This window comes from Enterobacter cloacae subsp. cloacae ATCC 13047, from assembly GCF_000025565.1.
Lineage (GTDB): Bacteria > Pseudomonadota > Gammaproteobacteria > Enterobacterales > Enterobacteriaceae > Enterobacter > Enterobacter cloacae.
The window spans coordinates 1,435,236-1,454,694 of the sequence record NC_014121.1 but is presented as its reverse complement, the minus strand read 5'-3'; the positions used below and the strand labels follow the sequence as shown (position 1 = coordinate 1,454,694).

Below are 19,459 nucleotides of genomic sequence, written 5' to 3'. Positions count from 1 at the left end.
AATCGCGCCTTTTCAGGCTGCGTTAATTACAAATTCTTCAATCGCCTGCCGGTTGCTCCACGATTTGGTCAGTGCGGCGGCATCCGCCGCATCCACCCAGCGGTAGGTCAGATGTTCAGTGAACACGATCTCCCGTTCGTGAGGGAGCGCGAGACAGAACCACGATTCCGTGTTGCGCTCGATACCCGGTGCATAGCGATGACGTAAATGGCTAAAAATTTCGAACTCCACCGTGCGCTGACAGTCCTTCAGGGTCAGTTGCTCGCAAGCAACGTCAATGGTGACCTCTTCCTTTACTTCACGCGCGGCGGCCTGCGGCGCGGTTTCGCCCTCTTCCAGACTGCCGGTAACCGACTGCCAGAATTCAGGGTCATCGCGCCGCTGCAACATCAGCACCCGCTTCGTGTCCTGAGCGTAAATTACAACTAAGACAGAAACGGGACGCTTATATGCCATATCAGTTTTTCTCTTCCTTTTTCACCACGTCGATACCCAGCTCAGCCAGTGCGGCCGGGTTAGCGAAGCTTGGCGCTTCGGTCATCAGACACGCCGCTGCGGTGGTTTTCGGGAAGGCGATAACGTCACGGATGTTGTCGGTGCCGGTCAGCAGCATAGTCAGACGGTCGAGACCGAATGCCAGGCCTGCGTGAGGCGGCGTACCGTACTTCAGCGCATCCAGCAGGAAGCCGAACTTCTCGCGCTGTTCCTGTTCGTTGATGCCCAGAATGCCGAACACCGTCTGCTGCATCTCACCGCTGTGAATACGCACGGAGCCGCCGCCCACTTCATAGCCGTTGATAACCATATCGTAGGCGTTCGCGACTGCCTCTTCCGGTGCCGCTTTCAGCTCTGCCGCCGTCATGTCTTTTGGCGAGGTGAACGGGTGGTGCATGGCAGTCAGGCCGCCTTCACCGTCGTCTTCAAACATCGGGAAGTCGATAACCCACAACGGCGCCCATTTGCTCTCGTCGGTGAGGTTCAGATCTTTGCCCAGTTTCAGACGCAGCGCGCCCATTGCATCGGCAACAATTTTCTTGTTGTCAGCGCCGAAGAAGATCATGTCGCCATCCTGTGCGCCGGTGCGCTCAAGGATCGCTTCTACAATCTCCGCGTTCAGGAACTTCGCCACCGGGCTGGTGATACCTTCCAGACCTTTCGCACGCTCGGTTACTTTAATATAGGCCAGACCTTTCGCGCCGTAGATCTTGATGAAGTTGCCGTAGTCGTCAATCTGCTTACGGCTAAGTGCTGCACCGCCCGGTACACGCAGGGCTGCTACGCGACCTTTCGGATCGTTAGCCGGGCCGGCAAACACCGCAAACTCAACGGATTTCACCAGGTCAGCAACGTCCACCAGCTCCATAGGGTTACGCAGGTCTGGTTTGTCGGAGCCGTAACGACGCTCGGCTTCGGCGAAGGTCATAATGGGGAAGTCGCCCAGTTCCACGCCCTTCACGTCATTCCACAGGCTGCGCACCAGCGCTTCCATCACTTCACGCACCTGCTCAGCGGTCATGAAGGAGGTTTCCACATCGATCTGGGTAAATTCTGGCTGACGGTCAGCGCGCAGGTCTTCGTCACGGAAGCATTTTACGATCTGATAGTAGCGATCGAAGCCGGACATCATCAGCAGCTGTTTAAACAGCTGTGGAGACTGCGGCAGCGCGTAGAATTTGCCTTTATGAACGCGGGATGGCACCAGGTAATCGCGCGCGCCTTCCGGCGTGGCTTTGGTCAGCATCGGGGTTTCGATATCGAGGAAACCGTGGTCATCCATAAAGCGACGCACCAGGCTGGTGATTTTCGCACGGGTTTTCAGGCGCTGTGCCATTTCCGGGCGACGCAGATCCAGGTAGCGGTATTTCAGACGCGCTTCTTCAGTGTTGACGTGGTTGGAGTCCAGCGGCAGCGCTTCAGCACGGTTGATGATCGTCAGATCGGAGGCCAGCACTTCAATGGCACCGGTCGCCATATCTGCGTTGACGTTTTTCTCGTCACGAGCACGTACGGTGCCGGTGACCTGAATGCAGAACTCATTACGCAGCTCAGAAGCCAGCTTCAACGCGTCCGCGCGATCCGGATCGAAGAACACCTGAACGATACCTTCGCGGTCGCGCATATCGATGAAGATAAGGCTACCAAGATCACGACGACGGTTGACCCAACCACACAGGGTCACCTGCTGTCCGACGTGGGACTGACGCAGCTGCCCGCAATATTCTGTACGCATGAGATATCCCTTAATTAGCCGCAGGCTAAATGTCGCCTGGTATGCAGGCTACTATGTCGCAGCTTTCTGTATGTCACAACTGGATGAAAAAAGGCGGCTATTATACTGGAAATTCCGCCGGACGATAAGAGCGAAGCACGGCCAGACGCACGTTTGCTGCGCTCTTATTGCGCATTCTCACAAAAATTAACAAAATTATCCGACCGATAACAGGCCATAACGTCGTAAGGTGTAACGGAAGCGATTCATTTAACTGGAGTTACCATGCTGACACTTGATGCCCGCAAAACCGCCCTGGTGGTGATTGATCTACAGGAAGGGATCCTTCCCTTTGCCGGTGGCCCGCACACCGCTGATGATGTCGTCAGCCGTGCCGCCCGTCTGGCGGAAAAATGCCGCGCCAGCGGCGCACCGGTTGTCATGGTGCGCGTTGGCTGGTCGGCCGATTTTGCCGAAGCGTTAAAACAGCCGGTTGACGCTCAGGCGCCCGCGCACGCCCTGCCGGACAACTGGTGGACGTATCCGGTCTCGCTCGGTAAACGCGACAGCGATATCGAAGTGACCAAACGCCAGTGGGGCGCCTTCTATGGCACCGACCTGGAGCTGCAGCTGCGCCGCCGCGGTATCGACACCATTATCCTGTGCGGGATCTCCACCAACATTGGCGTGGAATCCACCGCCCGTAACGCCTGGGAGTTGGGCTTTAACCTGGTGATTGCCGAAGACGCATGCAGCGCGGCTTCTGCGGAACAACACCAGGGCAGCATGACCCATATTTTCCCGCGCATCGGTCGCGTGCGCAGCACGGATGAGATTTTAAGCGCGTTATGATGTATGTGGGCCTGCCCCAGTGGTCGCACCCGAAATGGGTGCGCCTTGGCATAACCAGCCTTGAAGAGTACGCCCGGCACTTTAACTGCGTGGAGGGCAACACCACGCTGTATGCCCTTCCCCGGGCAGAGATTGTCGAGCGCTGGCGGGATCAAACCACGGATGATTTCCGCTTCTGCTTTAAATTTCCGGCAACCATCTCCCATAACGCCGCCCTGCGTAACTGCGGTGATTTAACCGAAGAGTTTTTTGGCCGAATGTCGCCACTGGCAAACCGTATCGGCCAGTACTGGCTGCAGCTTCCCGCCACCTTTGGTCCGCGCGATCTGCCCGCGCTCTGGCCATTCCTTGATGGCCTGCCCCGGGACTTTACCTACGGCGTTGAAGTGAGACATCCTGAATTTTTTGCCAAAGGCGAGGTGGAAAAAGCACTCAACCGGGGATTGCATGAGCGCTCAGTCAACCGCGTCATCCTTGACAGTCGTCCTGTTCACAGCGCAATTGCGCATAACGAAGCCATTATTGATGCCCAGCGCAAGAAGCCCAAAGTCCCGGTCCACGCTATCGTAACCGCGCACAATCCGATGGTCCGGTTTATCGGCAGCGACAATATGCAGCAAAATCAGGAGATGTTCGCCGTCTGGCTGCACACGTTAGCGAAATGGGAACAGACCACCACGCCGTATCTCTTTTTACATACGCCGGATATCGCCCAGGCACCCGAACTGGTCGATACGCTCTGGCAGGCCCTGCAAACCGCGGTTCCGTCGCTCGGCAGCGCGCCGTCCATCCCACAACAATCTTCTCTTTTCTGAGATCACGCCATATCATAGAGACGCCATCTGCCAAAACACAGGGAGTTTGTATGGTCAGCGCGTTGTATGCGGTGCTAGGTGCATTACTGCTGATTAAATTTTCATTTGATGTTGTGCGACTCAGAATGCAGTACCGCGTCTCATACGGCGACGGGGGGTTTTCCGAACTGCAAAGCGCTATCCGTATCCACGGCAACGCGGTTGAGTACATTCCGGTGGCACTCATTTTGCTGCTGTTTATGGAGATGAATGGCGCCGAAACCTGGATGGTACACATTTGTGGCCTGCTGCTGATTGCGGGTCGGTTAATGCATTATTACGGCTTTCACCACCGCTTATTCCGCTGGCGTCGTTCCGGCATGAGCGCGACATGGTGTTCGCTTTTGCTGATGGTGCTGGCTAACCTTTGGTATATGCCGTGGGAGTTGGTTTTCTCCTTCCGTTAGCGCACAATACGCCACTTTATTTTTCCCGGATTTTTACGTTATGTCAGATCGCGACACGCTTTTTTCCGCGCCTATCGCCAGCCTGGGCGACTGGACCTTCGATGAACGGGTAGCCGAAGTCTTCCCGGATATGATCCAGCGCTCTGTTCCCGGTTATTCCAATATTATCTCCATGATCGGCATGCTGGCTGAGCGCTTCGTTCAACCCGGCACGCAGGTGTATGACCTGGGCTGCTCGCTCGGCGCGGCAACGTTGTCGGTACGTCGTAACGTTCATCACGAAGGCTGTAAAATCATTGCCGTCGATAACTCCCCAGCGATGGTTGAACGCTGCCGTCGCCATATTGATGCCTGGAAAGCGGCAACTCCGGTCGAGGTCGTTGAAGGCGACATTCGTGACATCGAAATCCACAACGCCTCGATGGTCGTGCTGAATTTTACCCTGCAGTTCCTGGTGCCCGATGACCGCCAGCGGCTGCTGGACAAAATTTATCAGGGCCTTAACCCCGGTGGCGCGCTGGTGCTGTCTGAGAAATTCAGCTTTGAAGACGCGACCGTCGGCGAACTGCTGTTCAACATGCACCACGATTTCAAACGTGCAAACGGCTACAGCGAGCTGGAGATTAGCCAGAAACGCAGCATGCTGGAAAACGTGATGCTGACGGACTCCGTGGAAACCCATAAAGCGCGTCTGCGCCAGGCAGGCTTTGAGCACAGCGAACTGTGGTTCCAGTGCTTTAACTTTGGCTCCCTGGTGGCGCTGAAAGCTGAGGACGCGGCATGATTGAGTTCGGTAACTTCTATCAGCTGATTGCAAAAAACCATCTCTCCCACTGGCTGGAGACCCTGCCTGCGCAGATTGCCACCTGGCAGCGCGATCAGCAGCATGGGCTGTTGAAGCAGTGGTCAAATGCGGTGGAGTTTCTGCCGGAGCTGACGCCTCACCGTCTGGATCTGCTGCACAGCGTCACGGCAGAAAGCGCAGAGCCGCTGCCCGCCGGGCAGATTAATCGCATCGAAACGCTGATGCGTAACCTGATGCCGTGGCGCAAAGGACCGTTTTCGCTCTACGGGGTGAATATCAATACTGAATGGCGCTCCGACTGGAAATGGGATCGCGTGCTGCCGCACCTCTCCGACCTGACCGGGCGTACCATTCTGGACGTCGGCTGCGGTAGCGGTTACCACATGTGGCGCATGATTGGCGCGGGCGCGCATTTAGCCGTTGGCATCGACCCGATGCAGTTGTTCCTGTGCCAGTTCGAAGCCGTGCGTAAGCTGCTGGGTAACGACCAGCGCGCGCATTTGCTGCCGCTGGGCATTGAGCAACTGCCCGCGCTGAAAGCGTTTGATACCGTCTTCTCCATGGGCGTGCTTTACCACCGCCGTTCCCCGCTGGAGCATTTATGGCAGCTGAAAGATCAGCTGGTCAGCGGCGGCGAACTGGTGCTGGAAACGCTGGTGGTCGAAGGCGATGAAAATACCGTTCTGGTTCCCGGCGATCGTTACGCGCAAATGCGCAACGTCTACTTCATTCCTTCCGCGCTGGCGCTGAAAAACTGGCTGGAGAAGTGCGGATTTGTGGATGTGCGCATCGCCGACGTCTGCGTGACCTCCATCGAGGAGCAACGCCGCACGGAGTGGATGGTGACCGAATCGCTGGAGCAGTTCCTTGACCCAACCGACCACAGCAAAACCGTTGAAGGCTATCCGGCGCCAATGCGTGCGGTGTTGATTGCCACGAAGCCGTAGCCTTTTAGCCGGGTGGCGGCTGCGCCTTACCCGGCCTGGTCATCGCAGGTTTTCTCCAAAATATTTCAAGTTGCAGCAAGGCGGCAACGCAGCGAATCCCCAGGAGCTTACATCAGTAAGTGACTGGGGGGAGCGAGGCAGCCAACGCAGCTGCGGCTTGAAATATGAAGGAGAAAAAAAGGCCCCTGTGTAATTGGCAGGGGCCTGGTACAAGCAAGCATCATATTGGGCGACATGATGCGCGGTAAAAATCGGTACGTTGCTACACGTGATGACGTTCAATCAGCGATTTCATTTCCGCAACCGACTCTCCATCTACACCGTAGCGTGAGTACTCATCCGCTTCAGCATCCGTCGACATAGACAACCCTGTATTGCGATAACGCATGGGCGACGGTATCCATTTCCCGGCAGAGCTGTGAAGCTCTTCCACCCCGGCGTTTAAAAACAGTTCCAGATTGCTGGCACGGACTCCCGCACCCGCCATTATTATTGGAACACCGGAATGTGCTTTTAGTTCCGTAATTAATTGCAGTCCTTTTTCAGCCGACGACTGCTGGCCCGATGTCAGCACACGCGCCACGCCAAGTTCCGCAAGGGTATCAAAGGCTTGCAATGGGTTTTTACACATATCGAACGCGCGATGAAATGTTACCGCCATCCCCTTCGCGGCCGCCATTACCTGGCGCATCCGCGGTACATCGACGTTACCTTCTTCATCGAGCAGTCCCGTCACCAGCCCCGGGAAACCCAGATCGCGAACAAGGGCGATATCGTCAAGCATGGCATTGAACTCGCCTGCCGTGTAACAAAAATCACCGCCCCGAGGACGAATGATAGGGTGTACCGGAACGGTGACAGCCTGACGGGCAGACTTCAACACACCGTACGAGGGTGTTAACCCCCCTTCTTTCGGTGCCGCGCACAGTTCAATGCGGTCAGCCCCCCGCTGTTGCGCCGTCACGGCACACTCCACGCTGTAACAGCAAATCTCCAGCAGCGCCATCCACTCCTCCTTAAATTTCGCGTAATGCACCATCATGACACGCCGCTCCCGGTCGGTCTTCGCGTGTCGTCACAACGCTTACTCTTCGCTGGCAACAATCTGTTCTATCGTCCAGGGATGGAACTTCACCGTCACCTGTCCGTCAGTCACGGCCAGCGTCGGGTTCGGTAAACGCTCGCGCTCGCCTTTTGGTGAACTCGTTTTCACAAAGATACCCGGCTTGCTCAACCCCTCATCAGACAGCAGCGCCAGCGCGCGCGCATTCAGCGTGTCGGGCTCGCCTGGCAGCACGATTTCGATGTGCTCCCAGCCTTCATGCGGGTAACGTTTTTCTCCCGGCCACGGCAGTTCAACAACGCTAAATTGCCAGTGCGCTACGCAGACCGGCTCATGAAGTTTAAACAGACAGATAGGACGGCCGTTGATGATGTTCTCAGAGAGCAGTTCCCCGCACTGTTCAAACCCGCGACGCCAGCGCTCGGCGGTGGCGTTCTGATGACAGCGCAAGGAGATGTGATCGGCCTCAAGCGGTGCGATGTCCAGACCAAGACGGGTGGCAAGTTCTGTGAACGCCTGGGTGAAGCGCGGTAAATCTGCGGAAATATCATGCAGTTCGTCAATGGATTGCCAGTTCGCCATAAGTCAGTCTCTTATCGTGTCACAAAGCCGCTAATTTACTCTGTTGCCCCCTTTTGACCAACCGCGGAATGACGCTTTTTATCACTGCATGATTATGCATGCTTTCTTAGCCTGGATTCTGCGCAATCTTCGCCCCCCGCAATGCTGACGCCAGAAGGCATTTGCAGTATACTCCCGCCCTCATTCTTTAACTGGCGCGGGTGGCAGTCAGCCCGCATCAAAAACGTAAGGTATCCAGGTGAATATTCAGGCTCTTCTCTCAGAAAAAGTCAGTCAGGCACTGATTGCCGCAGGTGCGCCTGCGGATTGCGAACCGCAGGTTCGTCAGTCAGCGAAAGTACAGTTTGGCGACTATCAGGCTAATGGCGTGATGGCAGTGGCTAAAAAACTGGGCATGCCGCCGCGACAACTGGCTGAGCAGGTGCTGACTCATCTGGATCTCACCGGCATTGCCAGCAAAACCGAAATCGCTGGCCCGGGCTTTATCAACATTTTCCTTGAGCCGGCCTTCCTGGCAAGCCACGTTGACGCAGCGCTGAAATCTGACCGTCTGGGCGTAGCCCAGCCAGAGCCACAGACCGTGGTGATTGACTACTCCGCGCCAAACGTCGCGAAAGAGATGCACGTTGGCCACCTGCGCTCCACCATCATCGGTGACGCGGCAGTACGCACCCTTGAGTTCCTCGGTCACAAGGTGATCCGCGCGAACCACGTTGGCGACTGGGGTACCCAGTTCGGTATGCTGATTGCTTACCTGGAAAAACAGCAGCAGGAAAACGCGGGTGAAATGGCGCTGGCGGACCTGGAAGGGTTCTACCGTGAAGCCAAAAAACACTACGACGAAGATGAAGCCTTCGCCGAGCGCGCGCGTAGCTATGTGGTGAAACTGCAGGGCGGCGACCCGTATTTCCTGGAGATGTGGCGCAAGCTGGTGGACATCACCATGTCCCAGAACCAGCTCACCTATAACCGTCTGAACGTCACCCTGACCCGCGACGACGTGATGGGTGAAAGCCTCTATAACCCAATGCTGCCGGGCATTGTGGCTGACCTGAAGGCCAAACATCTGGCGGTTGAGAGCGAAGGCGCAACGGTCGTATTCCTTGATGAGTACAAAAACAAGGAAGGCGAACCGATGGGCGTGATCATCCAGAAAAAGGATGGCGGCTACCTCTACACCACCACCGATATCGCCTGTGCGAAGTACCGTTACGAAACGCTGCATGCTGACCGCGTGCTCTACTACATCGACTCCCGTCAGCACCAGCACCTGATGCAGGCGTGGACTATCGTGCGTAAAGCCGGTTATGTTCCCGATTGCGTACCGCTGGAACACCACATGTTCGGCATGATGCTGGGTAAAGACGGCAAGCCGTTCAAAACCCGTGCGGGCGGTACGGTGAAGCTGTCCGACCTGCTGGATGAAGCGCTGGAACGCGCCCGTCGCCTGGTGGCAGAGAAGAACCCGGATATGCCGGCCGAGGAGCTGGAAAAACTGGCGAACGCCGTGGGTATCGGTGCGGTGAAATACGCGGATCTCTCCAAGAACCGTACCACCGACTATATCTTCGACTGGGACAACATGCTGGCGTTTGAAGGTAACACCGCGCCGTACATGCAGTATGCCTACACCCGCGTGCTCTCGGTGTTCCGTAAAGCGAATATCGATGAAAGCGTGCTGGCGAATGCGACCGTCACCATTACCGAAGATCGCGAAGCCCAGCTGGCGGCCCGTCTGCTGCAGTTTGAAGAGACGCTGTCCGTGGTTGCGCGCGACGGTACGCCGCACGTGATGTGTGCTTACCTGTACGATCTGGCCGGTCTGTTCTCCGGCTTCTACGAGCACTGCCCTATTCTGTCTGCGGAAAATGAATCGGTCCGCAACAGCCGCCTGAAGCTGGCGCAGCTGACGGCGAAGACCCTGAAGCTGGGTCTGGATACCCTGGGTATCGAAACCGTAGAACGTATGTAATACAAAAACCCGGCTATCATCGCCGGGTTTTTTTATGATCAGAAGTACTTCCGCAAATACTCCGTCAAGCAGAGGATCGCCATTGCCTGACCGTACGGCATCGACGTCAGCGGGATCTGGCGGTAAAACTCCAGATCGCTCCCCATCCCGGTTCCGAACGACGTTTGCAGCAGCTCCCCTTCCGGCGAGATGTTTTTCACAATCCCTCTGATGGCTTTCTCCGCGACCTCAGCGTATTCCGCCGCCACATAGCGTTTACGCACGGCCTTAAGTATACCGTAGGCAAAGCCTGCCGTGGCCGACGCCTCCAGGTATGAGTCTGGGTCGTCGAGCAGCGTATGCCACAGGCCACTGTCGTCCTGACATGTCGCCAGCGCGGCAATCTGCGCATTGAGAACCTGCGTCAGATAACGGCGCACGGCGTTGTTTTCCGGCAGATCGACCAGTTCGAGGAAGTCCGGGATCACAATGGTGAGCCAGCTGTTGCCACGCGCCCAGCGGGCATGGGCAAAGTTATGGTTGCCGTCATAGTTCCAGCCGTGGAACCACAGCCCGGTCTCCCGGTCCATCAGGTTCTGCACGTGCAGCAGGAACTGGTACACGGCCTCCTCAACGTATTCCGGTTTGTTCAGCAGCTTGCCAATTTTGGCCAGCGGCAGGACCGTCATCATCAGCGTGTCATCCCACATCTGCTGCGCGTTCTCTTCCGCCAGGGTAATGTGCTGCATGCCGCCGTGTTCGGTACGCGGCATCTCGTGCATCGCCCACTCCGCCCAGCTCTCCAGCCACGGCAGCCAGGCCGGATTTCGGGTCTCTTCGTAGCGGTACGCCAGCGTCAGGAACGGCGACATGGTATTCACGTTTTTGGTGGTTGCCCCTTCCGCAAAACGATCCGCAAACCAGCTGTCGATAATGTCGCGCATTCCGTCGTCGCCGGTCTGGCAGTAGTACTGCCAGATACCGTACAACCCGACGCCGTGCGTCCACTCCCACCCTGCCCAGCCTTTGGTATCTATGACGCGCCCGTCGTCCAGCCGCAGCAAAAATTCACCCGTTTTGTCGTGGATATTGACCAGGTTATGCGTCACCTTCTGAATCAGCGATTTCAGCTCGTCCCTGGCGATAAAACGCTCTGGCTGACGCAGCAAGGGGCTATGTTTGACAGGCCAAACTTTCATCATCTTAACCTCTGTTGTATGTCGAATTCAGTACCGCACGTCCCTTCAGCGAAGGAGCTGCTGGTTTATTGCGATTGAGATAACCAATGTTGTTATTCCCCCACAAGGATTCGAACGGCATACCGGCCAGCATTTCTACGGTGGCGCGGGCATGCGGGCTGGCCGCTTCAGGCATGGCGCGGCCCGATTCGCGCATTTTCGCGGTCTCTTCGCGCAGCGTGCTGTGGGTTTGTAGATTGAGCCTGAAGCGCAGGGAAACCAGGAAACCGCAGAACAGCACCAGAAGGGTTCCCACGCTCAAAATCAGCAGTATGGTGTGGCTGACTTCAGCAGGCTGGGTTTTCTGACCGCTGACAAAGCCGGACATCTGCATCACGATGCCCACCAGCATTACCGCACCGGCCTGAGACGCTTTTCGGGTCAGTGTCATGATGCCAGCGAAGATGCCCTCACGACGCTGGCCGGTGATCACTTCGTCCACGTCAGCAATGTAGGTATAGGTGTTCCACGGCACATAGTTGATACCGCCGCGACCAAGACCGGCAACCGCGGAGATAAGCAGCAGCAGAGCGTAAACGTCGCTCAGCCCGGCATAATACAGCACGGCGTAAGACAGAGAGGCCAGGCCAAACAGCACCACCACCAAGCGGTAAGACGGCGCAGGCCCAAAGCGAATGCACAGCGGGATCATCCCAATCACGGCAAGGAACTGGAAGATGGCCATCGTGCCCAGCAGGTTCGACGCCATTGACGCCTCCTGCATCAGCACAAACACCACGTAATAGGTAAAGACGGCGTTGAAGACGTCCTGCGCAATGTAGCCGCCGAGGTACATGCCCAGGTGCTGACGGAAAATCTTGATGCGCAGCGTCGAGCTTAACTCCACAAACAGGCGGTTCAGGCTCTGGCCCAGGGTCAGTTTTTTCTTCTCTTCTTCCGCGCGCAGGGCCGCTTCGGACCACTCCTCGCGCGGGCGTTCCCAGGTGAAGAACCAGACAAAGGTCAGCATCAGCGCGCACAGCACCGAGAAGACCAGGCTTGCGTAGAAGAATGAAATCGCGTTGTCTTTACCAAAGTGGGTCAGCAGGATCCCTGGCAGGAACGAAGCCAGGATAGCGGACATCTGCGCCATCGAAATACGCGCACCGGAGAATTTCGTTTTCTGTTTAAAGTCATCGGTCATCTCCGGGACCAGCGTTTCATACGGCACCAGAATCATGGTGTAGACGATATCGAAGACCAGATAGGTCAGCAGGTAGTACCAGAAATTCATCTCCCCAACCCACATCAGGGAGTAGCTGAAGACGCAGGGAATGCCGAGCAGAATAAAGAACTTGCGACGGCCAAAGCGTTTGCCCAGCCAGGTGGTGCCAAAGTTATCGGTTAAAAAGCCCATCAGCGGGCTGACCACCGCGTCCAGCACCCTTGCAGCAGCAAAAATAAAGGTCGCTTCAATCGGTGTGAGTCCACAGAAGGTCGTATAAAAATACAAAAGCCAGGCCGCCGTCAGCGCGGTCGTTCCCGCGCCGAGGAAATCCCCTGCCCCGTATGCAAGATAGTTTGCGAGTCCAATTTTTCGTGTTTTCATTGCCGTCAACCCTAATCAGTTTTAGGAGCCCCCCTGTAAGCAAACCTCGTCCGGGAGTTTTTACACGGCTACAGTAGAATTAACGCACTGTGGAAACCTTTCTGTTTCTGCCATCACACCGCAAAGGCTGGCAAAAATGCAAAGAGTGTCATTACGTGCATCACTGATTTATAAAACAGCGTTTCTATTACTTCAAAAGGTGAGGTCATTTTTGCGAGCCCGCTATCATAAACGTTGATAACGGGCGTTGAGGCAGGCAACTAGCGGTAGTTAACGATAACGGAATTACTCTGCACCTTGAGCGCCGGGATCAACCGCCCGCCGCCCGGCACTTCCCAGATAAAGCGTAAAGGTTCTATAGCAGGTACGCCGTTAAACGCCTGGGTAGTGCCGCTCTCTCCGTCGATTTCCGTGCAACGGCTCTGGGAGCACAGACGCACCTGCAGCCCGGCAGGCGTCGGGCCAATCAGCGAGTAGTTCCACACCACCAGGCTCATCTGACCGGACACCGGTTCAGAAGGCGCCAGCGGGCGCGACGACATCGCCACGCCACGGTTGCTGAGGGTCACGCCGATGCTGCTGGCCTGCCAGCTCCCTTCGCCCGCGGCCTGCGCCACCAGCGGGAAGAGTAATAGCCCTAACCACTTACGCATTATTTACCTCCAATCGTCGCCGTCATACGAATATGGCGATTATCAGACAGCTCCAGATTCGACAGCACCACCAGCTGGTTCAGGCTACGGCGCAGGAAGCGTGACAGCAGCGGACGCAGCGCATGGTTTACCAGTAGCACCGGCGGTGCCCCCAGCATCTCCTGACGCGCCAGCGCCTCCTGTGTTTGCGCCAGCAGACGGTCAGCCAGACCCGGCTCCAGCGCGCCACCGCCCTGCAGGGCCTGCAACAGCAGACGTTCCAGCGGTGTATCCAGGCCAATCACCTGCACTTCGCCGGTGCCCGGGAACCACTGCTGGGTGATCGCGCGGCCCAGCGCCACGCGCACCACCGCCGTCAGCTCATGCGGATCGCTTTGCAGCGGCGCATGCTCGGCGAGGGTTTCCAGAATGGTGCGCATATCGCGGATCGGCACTTTTTCATCAAGCAGGTTTTGCAGCACCTTATGCAGCGTGGTCAACGTCAGCACGCCCGGCACCAGATCCTCCGTCAGCTTCGGCATCTCCTGGCTCACGCGGTCGAGTAACTGCTGTGCTTCCTGACGGCCAAACAGCTCTGCTGAGAACTGTCCAATCAGGTGGTTAAGATGGGTAGCCACCACGGTACTGGCCTCCACCACGGTATACCCCTGAATTTGCGCCTGCTCTTTGAGCGCGCTTTCAATCCAGATAGCGGCCAGACCAAACGCGGGATCGATGGTCTGTTCACCCGGCAGCGTACCGGCGGCTGTGCCCGGGTTAATCGCCAGCCAGCGGCCTGGATACGCATCACCGCTGCCAATCTCAACCCCTTTCATCAGAATACGGTAGCGGGCAGGCGGAAGATCCATGTTGTCGCGGATGTGCACAACCGGCGGCAGGAAGCCCATATCCTGGGCGAATTTTTTCCGGATACTGCGGATGCGGCCAAGCAGTTCACCATCCTGCTGGAAATCGACCATCGGGATCAGACGGTAACCCACTTCCATCCCCAGCGAATCTTCCAGCTGAACGTCGTTCCAGGTGGCTTCCACGGCCTGCGTGTTCTCCGGCATTTTTACCGGTACAGGTTCTGCCGCGGGTTTCATTTCACGGCCACGCATCCACCAGGCAAGGCCCAGCAGTGCTGCCGTGAACAGCAGGAACACCAGGTTCGGCATGCCCGGCACCAGGCCGAGCAGACCCAGCACCGCCGCCGCCAGCAGCATGACGCGCGGGTTGCTGAACAGCTGGCCAACCATCTGCTCGCCAACGTCCTGATCGGTACTGACGCGGGTAACGATAACGCCCGCGGCGGTAGAAATGACCAGCGCCGGGATCTGGGCAACCAGACCGTCACCAATGGTCAGCAGCGTATAGCTTTCAGCCGCCTGGCCCATGCCCATGCCATGCTGCAGCACCCCAACAAGCAGGCCGCCCACCACGTTAATCACCATGATGAGAATGCCCGCGATGGCGTCACCGCGCACAAACTTACTCGCACCGTCCATTGAGCCGTAGAAGTCCGCTTCCTGGGTCACTTCCGCACGGCGTTTTTTCGCTTCATCTTCCGCGATAAGCCCGGCGTTAAGGTCGGCGTCGATCGCCATCTGCTTACCCGGCATCCCGTCCAGCACAAAGCGCGCACCCACTTCCGCAATACGCCCTGCACCTTTGGTGATAACCATAAAGTTGATGATAACGAGAATGACAAACACCACGATACCGATGGCAAAGTTACCGCCCACGAGGAAGTGGCCAAAGGCCTCAACCACTTTACCCGCGGCTGCCGCGCCGGTGTGGCCTTCCATCAGGATGATACGCGTGGACGCCACGTTCAGCGCCAGTCGTAACAGGGTGGTAAACAGCAGGATGGTCGGAAACGCCGCAAACTCAAGGGTACGCTGGGTAAACATCGCCACCAGCAACACCATGATGGACAACGCAATGTTGAAAGTGAAAAGCAGGTCGAGGATGAATGCCGGCAGCGGCAATACCATCATCGACAGGATTAGCAGGATGAGGATCGGCCCGGCAAGGATCTGCCATTGGGTCGATTTCAGGTTGCCGGGCAGGCGCAACATTGCCACCAGATTAGCCATCAGTGTCCTTCTCGTTCATAAAATCCAGCGCAGCAGGCACCGGAAGGTTCTCAGGTTTGACAGGTCGTTGACCGCCAGCCAGACGCCAGCGTTTCAACTGCCATACCCAGGCCAGCACTTCCGCCACGGCGGCGTAGAGTTGACCTGGGATCTGTTGTCCAATTTCCGCGTGGCGGTACAACGCACGCGCCAGCGGCGGCGCTTCCAGTATTGGCACCCGGTTTTCCGTGCCAATCTCGCGGATGCGCAGGGCGATTAAGCCCGCCCCCTTCGCCACCACTTTCGGCGCGCTCATTTTGTTTTCGTCGTACTGCAGCGCAACGGAATAGTGGGTCGGGTTGGTGACAATAACGTCGGCTTTCGGCACATCTTCCATCATCCGTCGACGGGCGGCGGCGCGCTGCATCTGGCGGATACGCCCTTTCACGTGCGGGTCACCTTCCATCTGCTTATATTCGTCACGGATATCCTGACGGGACATGCGCAGTTTTTTGAAATGGCTGTACAGCTGGAAGATGACGTCGAACCCCACCATCGGAATAATGCTGAGGACCACCAGCAGCGCGCAGAGTCCGACCAGATTCAATGCATTGCTCATCGCGGTCAGAGGCGACTCGCTGATAAGCCGCATCATTTCCGGCCAGTTGTGCCACAGGTAAAACCCCGCGGCACTGCCCATCAGCGCCGCTTTGAGGATGGCTTTAAGCAGTTCTGCCCCGGTCTGCGCGGAGAACATTTTCGCGATGCCGGACAGCGGGTTCAGTTTGGAAAATTTTGGTTGCAGCGATTTGGTGCTAAAGACCAGACCGCCAAGCATCACCGGCGAGATCAGCGCGACCAGCACCACCCCGGTAATCAGGGGCAGCAGTGCGACCATGGCCCCTTTAATAAGCTGAATAATCTGGCTGAGGATAAGGTTTGGGTCGTTGACCATACTGTGGTCGAAACGTAATCCGGCAGAGAGCATCCCGGCCAGTTTTCGGGCGAGCGACTCCCCACCCCACCAGATGATGCACACACCCACAATAAGGATCAGCAGGGATGTCAGCTCTCGGGATCGGGGGATCTGCCCTTCCTCACGCGCTTTTTCAAGTCGGTGGGGTGTGGGGGCTTCTGTTTTGTCGTCGTTCTCTTCTGCCACAGTGCATGCTCAGCCCATTACGTCACGGGTATCATGCCAGCGCAGAGGAAATCCAATGGCGGGAAAAGCCCGTTTATTCGGGCTCTTTTCGGTGATTCTGCGTTAACCGCCTCAGGCGCATGCACACCTGAGGCGGAAAGGCGTATCAGAAGCCGAGGCTGTCCAGCAGGTCGTCTACCTGATCCTGGCTTGCCACAACGCCCGCTTTGGTGGCGTCGAGCTGTGGGCCATTAAGCAGGCTTTCGTTCTCGCGTTTCGGACGTGCAGCCGGTTCCGGGATGTTTTCCAGCAGCACCATCAGCAGCTGACGTTCAATCTCCTGAATCACATCCATCATGCGCTTGATCACCTGACCGGTCAGGTCCTGGAAATCCTGCGCCATCATGATGTCCAGCAGCTGAGCGTTGGTGAAGCTGGTGTGGCCCGGTACATCGCCCAGGAACTGACGGGTATCCGTCACCAGCTCGCGGGCATCCGCCAGCTCGATAGGATTCTCAAACCACTCATCCCAGCGTTTGGTCAGCGCTTTCGCGCCCTTTTCCATCGCATCCTGGTGCGGTTGTGACGCTTCAACGCTGTTCAGCGCACGTTCAGCCGCTTGCGCGGTCATCTGCACAACGTAGTCCAGACGGTCACGCGCGTCAGGAATCGCTTCCGCCGCTTCTGCGATTGCCTGGTCCAGCCCCAGTTCACGCAGGCTGTCACGCAGCATGCGTGTCAGGCTGCCGATGCGGGCAATGATATCGCTGGGCGAATGTTCTTCAACGGGTTTCATAGCAGGTTGCATCATAACCAACACCTCACATGCCGAGTTTCTCGAAGATCTTACCGAGCTTCTCTTCCAGGGTCGCCGCGGTGAATGGCTTCACCACATAGCCGCTTGCGCCCGCCTGTGCAGCGGCAATGATGTTCTCTTTTTTCGCTTCTGCGGTCACCATCAGCACCGGCATAGAGGCCATGCCTGCATCCGCGCGGATGGTTTTCAGCAGTTCCAGACCATCCATGTTCGGCATGTTCCAGTCAGAGATAACAAAACCAAACCCGCCCGCCTGCAGTTTGTTCAGCGCATCCACGCCGTCTTCTGCTTCTTCAACGTTGTTGAAGCCCAGCTCTTTCAGCAGGTTGCGCACAATGCGACGCATGGTGGAAAAGTCATCCACAACCAAAAACTTAAGCTCTTTATCCGCCATAAAATAATACTCCTGAGTCAAATACGTATTGCCTGTCCGGCACTGATTTTCGCCAGCATCTGCTGGCTTACCTGGCTAAGATCGACCACTTCGCTCACGCCACCCATATTGATGGCCTCGCGCGGCATGCCGAACACCACACAACTTGCTTCATTCTGCGCAATCGTCCAGGCGCCAGCCTGGTGCATTGCAAGCATTCCGGCGGCACCATCGTTGCCCATCCCCGTCAGGATCACCCCAACGGCGTTGCGCCCCGCATGTTTCGCCACCGAATGAAACAGCACATCCACCGACGGACGGTGCCGGTTTACCGGCGGCCCGTCATGAATTTTGATTTGATAGTTAGCGCCGCTGCGCGCCAGCTCCATATGCTTATCGCCCGGCGCGATGTAAGCATGACCCGGGAGCACACGTTCGCCATCTTCCGCCTCTTTCACGCTGATCTGGCACAGCTTGTTCAGACGCTCCGCGAACGAGCGGGTAAAGCCTGGCGGCATATGTTGAGTAATCAGAATACCCGGACTGGAAAGCGGCAATGGCTGGAGTACATGGCGAATTGCCTCTGTTCCTCCGGTTGATGCGCCAATCACCAGCAGTTTTTCCGAGCTGAGTAACGGACCCGCCTTCAGGGTTGCCGGGGCAGCCGTTGGCTTATGGGCCGCGAGCTTCGCGCGCGAGGCGGTGCGGATCTTCTCAGCGATCATTTCGCTGTAGGCCGGCATGCCTTCACGAATGCCAAGCTGGGGTTTGGTGACGAAATCCACCGCCCCCAGCTCCAGCGCGCGCAGCGTAATTTCCGAGCCTTTGCCGGTCAGCGATGAGACCATCACCACCGGCATCGGACGCAGACGCATCAACTTTTCCAGGAAATCAATGCCATCCATGCGCGGCATCTCGACATCCAGCGTCAGCACGTCGGGGTTATATTTTTTAATTAAATCCCGCGCTACCAGCGGATCCGGCGCGGTAGCGACCATCTCCATGTCGCTGTGGCTATTGATAATTTCAGTCATGATCTGGCGCATCAGCGCCGAATCATCGACAGACAATACCCTGATTTTACTCATGCTTTTTCCTTACTCAGCGCATATACCGTTTGCCCACGCAGGCTAAACTCACGCACGAGGTTGCTGAAGTTTTCCGAGTGCCCGGCAAACAGTAAACCGTCAGGCTTGAGCAACGGAACAAACCGACGCAGAATGTCCTGTTGCGTCGTTTTATCAAAATAGATCATGACGTTACGGCAAAAAATGGCGTCGAAAGGCCCCGGCACGTTGTACTGCTTATCCAGCAGGTTAACCGGTGCAAACTCCACGCAGTTCGCCAGCTCCTGGCGCACGCGCACCAGCCCTTCATGCGGGCCGGTACCGCGCATGAAGTAACGCTGAAGCTGCTGAGGCGACAACGTCTTCAGCTCATCCTGGCGATAGACGCCGTTACGCGCCTTCTCCAGCACTTCGGTGTCGATATCGCTGGCGTACACTTTCCAGCGACCCGGCGCCATTCCCAGGGTATCGGCAAGGGTGATCGCCAGCGAGTAAGGCTCTTCCCCGGTCGAGGCCGCCGCACTCCAGACGCGATATTCCCCGGTGCGACGGCGGGCGTGCTCTGCCAGTACCGGGAAGTGATGAGCTTCGCGGAAAAAGGCCGTCAGGTTAGTGGTTAAAGAATTAATAAAAGCCTGCCACTCGGCGCTGTTCTGGTTCGCTTCGAGCATGCTCAGGTAGCGACCAAAGTCATCCAGCCCCAGCGTACGCAGGCGCCGCACCAGACGGTTGTAGACCATGTCTCGCTTATGGTCAGCAAGCACGATCCCCGCACGCTGGTAAATTAACTGACATATCCGACGAAAATGCGCGTCGGACAGCGCGAGGCGCTGTGTCATCTGCAACAATAATGACGTTTGCCCTGGAGGCATTGGTGATGTCATAGCGCCTTCT

At 57.0% G+C, this 19,459-nt stretch carries 19 protein-coding genes; 6 read left to right on the top strand and 13 right to left on the bottom strand.

Going from position 1 to position 19,459, the window contains the following annotated elements:
* Positions 1-12: 12 nt before the first annotated feature.
* Positions 13-456, bottom strand: a complete 444-nt coding sequence (gene nudB, locus ECL_RS07060; RefSeq protein ID WP_023620451.1) for a dihydroneopterin triphosphate diphosphatase — start codon at positions 454-456, stop codon at positions 13-15.
* 1 nt (position 457) lies between these two features.
* Positions 458-2,230: an aspartate--tRNA ligase gene (gene aspS / locus ECL_RS07055; RefSeq protein WP_013096080.1), complete on the bottom strand. Its 1,773-nt coding sequence runs from the start codon at positions 2,228-2,230 to the stop codon at positions 458-460.
* Positions 2,231-2,494: 264 nt separating this feature from the next.
* Between aspS and ECL_RS07050 the strand changes: the two genes are divergently transcribed.
* From ECL_RS07050 to cmoB, 5 genes are read left to right on the top strand one after another with little or no spacing between them, the layout of a single operon-like run.
* Positions 2,495-3,061 (top strand): hydrolase, encoded by a 567-nt coding sequence (locus ECL_RS07050; protein WP_013096079.1) that lies wholly within the window; start codon positions 2,495-2,497, stop codon positions 3,059-3,061.
* The gene (locus tag ECL_RS07045; RefSeq protein ID WP_013096078.1) at positions 3,058-3,876 is read left to right on the top strand and encodes a DUF72 domain-containing protein; all 819 of its coding nucleotides are present in this window, start codon (positions 3,058-3,060) and stop codon (positions 3,874-3,876) included. Before ECL_RS07050 ends, ECL_RS07045 begins: the two co-directional genes overlap by 4 nt.
* Before the next feature lie 50 nt (positions 3,877-3,926).
* Entirely contained in the window at positions 3,927-4,322 is a 396-nt protein-coding gene (locus ECL_RS07040) for an MAPEG family protein (RefSeq protein WP_013096077.1), read from the top strand.
* 40 nt (positions 4,323-4,362) lie between these two features.
* Positions 4,363-5,106 (top strand): carboxy-S-adenosyl-L-methionine synthase CmoA, encoded by a 744-nt coding sequence (gene cmoA / locus ECL_RS07035; RefSeq protein WP_013096076.1) that lies wholly within the window; start codon positions 4,363-4,365, stop codon positions 5,104-5,106.
* Positions 5,103-6,074 carry a tRNA 5-methoxyuridine(34)/uridine 5-oxyacetic acid(34) synthase CmoB gene (cmoB, locus tag ECL_RS07030; RefSeq protein ID WP_013096075.1) on the top strand — a complete coding sequence of 324 codons (972 nt, stop codon included), beginning with the start codon at positions 5,103-5,105 and terminating at the stop codon, positions 6,072-6,074. Before cmoA ends, cmoB begins: the two co-directional genes overlap by 4 nt.
* 262 nt (positions 6,075-6,336) lie before the next feature.
* Here the strand turns inward: cmoB and cutC are convergent, their stop codons facing one another.
* Positions 6,337-7,080, bottom strand: coding sequence for a copper homeostasis protein CutC (gene cutC / locus ECL_RS07025; RefSeq protein WP_044158219.1), 744 nt, complete (start codon positions 7,078-7,080; stop codon positions 6,337-6,339).
* Between the two features lie 78 nt (positions 7,081-7,158).
* The gene (locus ECL_RS07020; protein ID WP_013096073.1) at positions 7,159-7,719 is read right to left on the bottom strand and encodes a VOC family protein; all 561 of its coding nucleotides are present in this window, start codon (positions 7,717-7,719) and stop codon (positions 7,159-7,161) included.
* A 238-nt stretch (positions 7,720-7,957) separates the two neighbouring features.
* Between ECL_RS07020 and argS the strand changes: the two genes are divergently transcribed.
* Positions 7,958-9,691: an arginine--tRNA ligase gene (argS, locus tag ECL_RS07015; RefSeq protein ID WP_013096072.1), complete on the top strand. Its 1,734-nt coding sequence runs from the start codon at positions 7,958-7,960 to the stop codon at positions 9,689-9,691.
* A gap of 38 nt (positions 9,692-9,729) precedes the next feature.
* Here argS and bglB read toward each other — a convergent pair whose 3' ends face one another.
* The 9 genes from bglB to cheR form a co-directional block, all read right to left on the bottom strand.
* Positions 9,730-10,869, bottom strand: a complete 1,140-nt coding sequence (gene bglB / locus ECL_RS07010) for a beta-galactosidase BglB (protein WP_013096071.1) — start codon at positions 10,867-10,869, stop codon at positions 9,730-9,732.
* 4 nt (positions 10,870-10,873) lie between these two features.
* Positions 10,874-12,457, bottom strand: coding sequence for an MFS transporter (locus ECL_RS07005; protein ID WP_013096070.1), 1,584 nt, complete (start codon positions 12,455-12,457; stop codon positions 10,874-10,876).
* Between the two features lie 260 nt (positions 12,458-12,717).
* Positions 12,718-13,110 (bottom strand): flagellar protein FlhE, encoded by a 393-nt coding sequence (flhE, locus tag ECL_RS07000; RefSeq protein ID WP_013096068.1) that lies wholly within the window; start codon positions 13,108-13,110, stop codon positions 12,718-12,720.
* Complete coding sequence (gene flhA / locus ECL_RS06995; RefSeq protein ID WP_013096067.1) at positions 13,110-15,188, bottom strand: flagellar biosynthesis protein FlhA; 2,079 nt, start codon at positions 15,186-15,188, stop codon at positions 13,110-13,112. Before flhA ends, flhE begins: the two co-directional genes overlap by 1 nt.
* Positions 15,181-16,329 carry a flagellar biosynthesis protein FlhB gene (gene flhB / locus ECL_RS06990; RefSeq protein ID WP_013096066.1) on the bottom strand — a complete coding sequence of 383 codons (1,149 nt, stop codon included), beginning with the start codon at positions 16,327-16,329 and terminating at the stop codon, positions 15,181-15,183. Before flhB ends, flhA begins: the two co-directional genes overlap by 8 nt.
* 145 nt (positions 16,330-16,474) lie before the next feature.
* Positions 16,475-17,119, bottom strand: coding sequence for a protein phosphatase CheZ (gene cheZ / locus ECL_RS06985; protein ID WP_013096065.1), 645 nt, complete (start codon positions 17,117-17,119; stop codon positions 16,475-16,477).
* Positions 17,120-17,129: 10 nt separating this feature from the next.
* Positions 17,130-17,519 (bottom strand): chemotaxis response regulator CheY, encoded by a 390-nt coding sequence (gene cheY / locus ECL_RS06980; protein WP_008500431.1) that lies wholly within the window; start codon positions 17,517-17,519, stop codon positions 17,130-17,132.
* A gap of 17 nt (positions 17,520-17,536) precedes the next feature.
* Positions 17,537-18,586 (bottom strand): protein-glutamate methylesterase/protein-glutamine glutaminase, encoded by a 1,050-nt coding sequence (locus ECL_RS06975; RefSeq protein ID WP_013096064.1) that lies wholly within the window; start codon positions 18,584-18,586, stop codon positions 17,537-17,539.
* Positions 18,583-19,449, bottom strand: coding sequence for a protein-glutamate O-methyltransferase CheR (gene cheR / locus ECL_RS06970; RefSeq protein ID WP_008500429.1), 867 nt, complete (start codon positions 19,447-19,449; stop codon positions 18,583-18,585). The genes ECL_RS06975 and cheR overlap by 4 nt, the downstream gene beginning before the upstream one ends.
* Positions 19,450-19,459: the final 10 nt, after the last annotated feature.

What these genes read in the sequence shown, in the direction of transcription:
- nudB (WP_023620451.1), bottom strand. Translation starts at nt 456, where the DNA reads ATGGCATATAAGCGTCCCGTTTCTGTCTTAGTTGTAATTTACGCTCAG.
- aspS (WP_013096080.1), bottom strand. Translation starts at nt 2,230, where the DNA reads ATGCGTACAGAATATTGCGGGCAGCTGCGTCAGTCCCACGTCGGACAG.
- ECL_RS07050 (WP_013096079.1), top strand. Translation starts at nt 2,495, where the DNA reads ATGCTGACACTTGATGCCCGCAAAACCGCCCTGGTGGTGATTGATCTA.
- ECL_RS07045 (WP_013096078.1), top strand. Translation starts at nt 3,058, where the DNA reads ATGATGTATGTGGGCCTGCCCCAGTGGTCGCACCCGAAATGGGTGCGC.
- ECL_RS07040 (WP_013096077.1), top strand. Translation starts at nt 3,927, where the DNA reads ATGGTCAGCGCGTTGTATGCGGTGCTAGGTGCATTACTGCTGATTAAA.
- cmoA (WP_013096076.1), top strand. Translation starts at nt 4,363, where the DNA reads ATGTCAGATCGCGACACGCTTTTTTCCGCGCCTATCGCCAGCCTGGGC.
- cmoB (WP_013096075.1), top strand. Translation starts at nt 5,103, where the DNA reads ATGATTGAGTTCGGTAACTTCTATCAGCTGATTGCAAAAAACCATCTC.
- cutC (WP_044158219.1), bottom strand. Translation starts at nt 7,080, where the DNA reads ATGGCGCTGCTGGAGATTTGCTGTTACAGCGTGGAGTGTGCCGTGACG.
- ECL_RS07020 (WP_013096073.1), bottom strand. Translation starts at nt 7,719, where the DNA reads ATGGCGAACTGGCAATCCATTGACGAACTGCATGATATTTCCGCAGAT.
- bglB (WP_013096071.1), bottom strand. Translation starts at nt 10,869, where the DNA reads ATGAAAGTTTGGCCTGTCAAACATAGCCCCTTGCTGCGTCAGCCAGAG.
- ECL_RS07005 (WP_013096070.1), bottom strand. Translation starts at nt 12,457, where the DNA reads ATGAAAACACGAAAAATTGGACTCGCAAACTATCTTGCATACGGGGCA.
- flhE (WP_013096068.1), bottom strand. Translation starts at nt 13,110, where the DNA reads ATGCGTAAGTGGTTAGGGCTATTACTCTTCCCGCTGGTGGCGCAGGCC.
- flhA (WP_013096067.1), bottom strand. Translation starts at nt 15,188, where the DNA reads ATGGCTAATCTGGTGGCAATGTTGCGCCTGCCCGGCAACCTGAAATCG.
- cheZ (WP_013096065.1), bottom strand. Translation starts at nt 17,119, where the DNA reads ATGATGCAACCTGCTATGAAACCCGTTGAAGAACATTCGCCCAGCGAT.
- cheY (WP_008500431.1), bottom strand. Translation starts at nt 17,519, where the DNA reads ATGGCGGATAAAGAGCTTAAGTTTTTGGTTGTGGATGACTTTTCCACC.
- ECL_RS06975 (WP_013096064.1), bottom strand. Translation starts at nt 18,586, where the DNA reads ATGAGTAAAATCAGGGTATTGTCTGTCGATGATTCGGCGCTGATGCGC.
- cheR (WP_008500429.1), bottom strand. Translation starts at nt 19,449, where the DNA reads ATGACATCACCAATGCCTCCAGGGCAAACGTCATTATTGTTGCAGATG.